Raw genomic sequence first — 3668 nt, forward strand, 5'->3', positions numbered from 1 at the left:
GTTCGATACCAGCCTTGCCAAGAACATTAGCTATCTCATGAGGGTCGATCACAACCGACGTAGTTCCATGTGCCAGTGCCGGTACTGCAAACTGGCTTAAGGTCACCATACTGGATTCAAAGTGAACATGACCATCCATTAGCCCAGGACAAAGATATCGGCCAGTCACATCGATCATTTCGGTATCATGGCCTTTAAGGGAAGAAACATCCCCAATGCCAACTATATAGCCATCCTTTACCGCAATATCCCTATACAGCATCTCTTTTGTGTTGACATTGATCAGAAGACCGCCGAAAAAGATAGTATCTGCCTTGACCTTGCCGGTAGCCGCAAAGACCTTGTCCCTTATATCCATAACAAAATCCATGGCTTTGCAAAGTATAAGGATATTGCGGCGAAAATAAAAACAGAACAAGCGTTTCATTTCCAGAACTGCTTGTTCTTGGCATAATTCCTTTCAGCTGCCATGATATCCCTGTAAAAGGTTTCCTCATCCACACGCATCTTCTCGATGACCCTTGAAGCTGTCTCGGGACCAACACCCCTGCTTGCAAGCGCAATAACAGCAAGTTTACCACTGGCCATTACAATGTGGGAATTACGATAGACCTTCTGGATACGTTTCACATCCTCTTTTACAGTCACCTTATCCTGTTTCCTCACAAGCTTTATCTCATCCTCTTCCCAAGGTTTGAGAGCAGCTATCATTTTTGAATCACACACCGGACATATTATCTCGTCAGGTACGTTCATCACCTTCCTCCGGGACACCCATTTCTTGCAATTGACACAGAAAAGGATGATACGATCATGCATTATCCTGTCCTTTAATGCAAGGACGATGGACCGGTCCGCTTTTTCCGGTGCCACAAGATCACGTTTCATTGCAAATCCCGCACCGCCTATAGGAGTTGGTACAGGACTTGAAAGGATGATAATTTCCTCGGAAGCTATCAGCCCCAATACCTCAGAGGCTTTATCCACATCGAGCATGTTGTGGAATATCTCACGTATGACCTCATCATACATGGACGTGCCCTTGTAGATCTCGAGGAGCTTCTTCATGCTGATACGATCATAATCGATCTCACGGCTCAACGCACCGAACTTTCGTGCCACATGAACCATCTTCCATTTCATGACCGAGGTGTTCTTAAGGGTCATCTCGATTATCGGCTCAATGTGTTCAGGCTGTATATCATAGATCATCTCCTGAATATGCAAAGCTTTCATGCGTCTTGGAAGCTGCAATCTTATCCTGTATGGGTCGACCTCCTGACCGACACTGCTCCCAAACCGGGCAGCCAGAAGAGAAGTTATCACCTTTCCAAGTGTCTCGTTGACATTGTGTCCGAAACAGGAATTGATTATTACGGCTTCACCTTCATCTTCGATCACAATCGTATCATTATCGGGAAGAGGACAACCTTTCGAAATATGCTCACGCACCAGCTCGATGATGGTAAGTGCACTGGGAACATCCACAGGATAGTCTTTCATGAGGTCTTCAACGATCTCATTGTCAGCTTTTCCATCATGGATAAGGAACGAGATCCTGAATCTAATACGACCTACTTCCTGTGCAACATCGAACGGAACAGGGATCTCCTCGCCGACCCAGCTTGGGATCTCGCCCATTGCCTTTATCGGTTCGACCTTTATCCTGTCCCTGTCAGTGTTCATTTCGATAACACGCCACATTTCACCCTTAGTGATGAAGACCGCACCGGGAGATGCAAAATTCACCACAAAAGCCTCATCCAGCACCCCGACAGACCTGCCAGAGACAATGTCGAATATCTCGAACTTCCTTTCATCCGGTATCATGGAAAGGTTGTCATAGTAATACTGCCAGCTTTTCTTTCTTCTGCTGATAGTGTTAGAACCTTCCTCCCGCCAGACCATACGATATTCGGTGATCTGTTCGATGACACGTTTTAACTGTTCAAGGGAAAGATCCCGATAAGGATATGCCCGCGCCAGAATGGAATGGATCTTTTCTATCTCCACATCCCCGAAATCGATTACCATTCCAGAGATCTGGTTTGCGACAACATCGAGGGAACCCGTATGAGGTATTATGTCCTCGACCTCTCCCCTTAGAGCTGCTTTTGCTATGGCCATGCTTTCTGCAATGTCATCGGTCCCCATTGTGAGGATAGTACCCCGGGATATTTCGTGTATCCTGTGGCCTGCACGCCCCACACGTTGCAACAGTCGGGATACCTGCCTGGGAGAACCATACTGGACAACGTGGTCAACTTTACCAATATCAATACCCAATTCCATTGATGAAGTACATATGAGTCCCTGAAGGTCGCCTGCTTTGAAGGATTCCTCGGCCTCAATTCGGGCATCCACTGAAAGAGAGCCATGATGGACACCAATTGATGCTCCGAGCAATTTGAATCCTGATGCGAGAGCTTCGGCACTTTGGCGTGTGTTAACGAAGATGAGGGTCGAGATATGAGTTTCAACGATCTCCCTGATGCATCGAAGGTGGGATGCGAATTCCGGTTCACATCCTATCTTCCTTCCGATCCCGAGGTCCTCATCTGTAACTTGTGGATATATGATGTTGAACTCAAGAAGACTTAACATGGAAACCTGTACGATGGATACGGCTCTTTTTGCGCCTGCAAGGAAATGGGCGACAACATCGGGATTACCCACTGTGGCCGACAGGCCGACCCTCTGGAACTCGCCGGATATCTCGACAAGACGCTCAAGTCCCACCGATAGCTGAGCACCTCGCTTGGAGGAGGCAAGCTCGTGTATCTCGTCAATAACGACATAACTGACACATTCGAGATTCTTCCTCAGCCGCGAACCTGTGAACATTGCCTGAAGGGTTTCGGGTGTGGTTATCAGAAGGTCAGGCGGATTTTTGGATTGTTTTTGCCTCTGATACGGAGTAGTATCTCCATGACGTACCTGCACATCAATACCAAGCTCTTTTCCCCACCACTGGATACGTGTCAACATGTCACGGTTGAGTGCACGTAGCGGTGTAATGTAAAGGGCGGACATCCCCACACGACTCTCCTCGCTCTTGCGAAGAATGTGATCGAACATCGGGAGAACCGCGGATTCGGTCTTTCCTGAACCTGTGGGAGCTATAAGGAATGTGTGTTCCCCTGCAAGGATGTGGGGAAAGGACATTTCCTGAGGTTGCGTGGGTGCTTTGAATCCCTGTTTTTCGAGAGCTGTCTGGATCGCAGGGTGGAAGTTGTCGAACATGTTATCGAATTTCATTTGCCGACCTCTCCGGAACGTTTTTTCCTTGCCCGTCTTTTACCGGTTCGTGGCTTTGTTTCCTCAAGTTTCCGAATATTTTTCAAAATTCCAAGAAATGTCCCATCAAGTAGGTATATTTCGGAATTGTCTAGCTCGACTGCCCCTGAGGAAAGGATGGGACCTAAGAGATCATCCCGCACAGACTCATTAAATGCTACACCGCCGCAAAGCTCGTTGAATGCCGGTACTACCAGAACATCAGGATCAGCCCAATTACCGTTTTCCTTATCAAAGGCAGAACTTTTGAAGTGCTCCACGAATACTTCCTTTTTGAAGTGTGTCTTTAACCAAACCTGTTCGACCACTGAATAGCCCATTGCATCGGTAAACCGTACCGTTGGGTGATTGTGAGCTACAATGATCTTTTC

At 47.4% G+C, this 3668-nt stretch carries 2 protein-coding genes and 1 pseudogene; all 3 read right to left on the reverse strand.

What is annotated here, in order from left to right:
• A partial coding sequence (locus tag QAS77_RS11580) for an amidohydrolase family protein (RefSeq protein ID WP_331522691.1) occupies window positions 1–358 on the reverse strand: 358 nt, incomplete at its 3' end.
• Between the two features lie 65 nt (window positions 359–423).
• Window positions 424–3258, reverse strand: coding sequence for a DEAD/DEAH box helicase (locus QAS77_RS10965; protein WP_305065559.1), 2835 nt, complete (start codon window positions 3256–3258; stop codon window positions 424–426).
• A pseudogene (locus tag QAS77_RS10970) lies at window positions 3255–3668 on the reverse strand (metallophosphoesterase); the annotation flags it as partial. The pseudogene QAS77_RS10970 and the gene QAS77_RS10965, both read right to left, overlap by 4 nt.

This window comes from Methanococcoides sp. (genome assembly GCF_030594565.1).
In the GTDB taxonomy this organism is placed as follows: Archaea; Halobacteriota; Methanosarcinia; order Methanosarcinales; family Methanosarcinaceae; genus Methanococcoides; species Methanococcoides seepicolus.